This window comes from Wolbachia endosymbiont of Drosophila bocki (assembly GCF_028982005.1).
In the GTDB taxonomy this organism is placed as follows: domain Bacteria; phylum Pseudomonadota; class Alphaproteobacteria; order Rickettsiales; family Anaplasmataceae; genus Wolbachia; species Wolbachia pipientis.
This window is the reverse complement of the sequence record NZ_JAPQLG010000217.1, coordinates 1-870: the sequence shown is the minus strand read 5'-3', so window position 1 is coordinate 870 and position 870 is coordinate 1. Positions and strand designations below refer to the sequence as shown.

Annotated in this window: 1 protein-coding gene; it reads left to right on the top strand. The window is 32.6% G+C overall.

Annotation, left to right across the window (positions count from 1 at the left end):
• Positions 1–16: 16 nt before the first annotated feature.
• The gene (locus OZD61_RS05635; protein ID WP_274980149.1) at positions 17–517 is read left to right on the top strand and encodes a hypothetical protein; all 501 of its coding nucleotides are present in this window, start codon (positions 17–19) and stop codon (positions 515–517) included.
• Positions 518–870 lie beyond the last annotated feature (353 nt).

Here is an 870-nt window from a genome sequence, read left to right as displayed (position 1 = left end):
ACCAGCTTGCAAATGATTGTCCTTTCCTTCATTTCTCTCCTATTACGAAGATTTTAAACAGGTTCTTACAATAGATAATGCAGTTAATTTTGTAAAAGATAGCTTATCTAGTCAATTTTATAGATTCCATGGCAGTGGGATTTTCAAAGTAATATTAGAACTTAATCCAGAGAGCTCTCTTGAAGAGATAGAGAAACAATTTAGCAAAGTAGTAGATCCTTACTTTCTTAATGCTTGGAGTCGAGAAAGTGAAAGGGCTTTTGCTAAGATATGTAGGTTATGTAGAGAAGGACATGTGGAGAATATGCAGAAATTTGATTTTAGCAATTTTAATTTAGATCAAGATAGTGCTGGAGCATTAAGAGCACTGTTACAGTATTGTGTTGACGTTTCTAATCAAAAAGCTTTAGGTGATTCACATGAATTGCATAGAGAAGAGATGGAGGGGATATATAAATTTGATGATAATTACGATTTAAATTTAGATAGTGATCATAATGATAGTATCTGGCATTGAAATTATACTACAATAATAAAATAACTGGATAAAAATTATCACCAAAAAAATTCAAAAAAGTGCTTGACATAAAAGAACGAACATCATACAGTGTCGTTATCTTTTATTTTACCTCGCTTAATTTAATTACTGGATTAAGCTTACAGTACTAAGCGTGGCACAAAGTGCCACGCTATTTTTCGGTTTACATTTTCAACAGATAAAAAATGGTGCCATTTCAGTGCCAAGCACATAACTGTACGAACATTCATTTTTAAAGGTAAATTGCACAACAGATGATGTTATTCCAGTGCTTGACACTGGAATGGCTTTGTTGCATCGCTCTTCGGATAGTAGGTAACGTACAATAAATT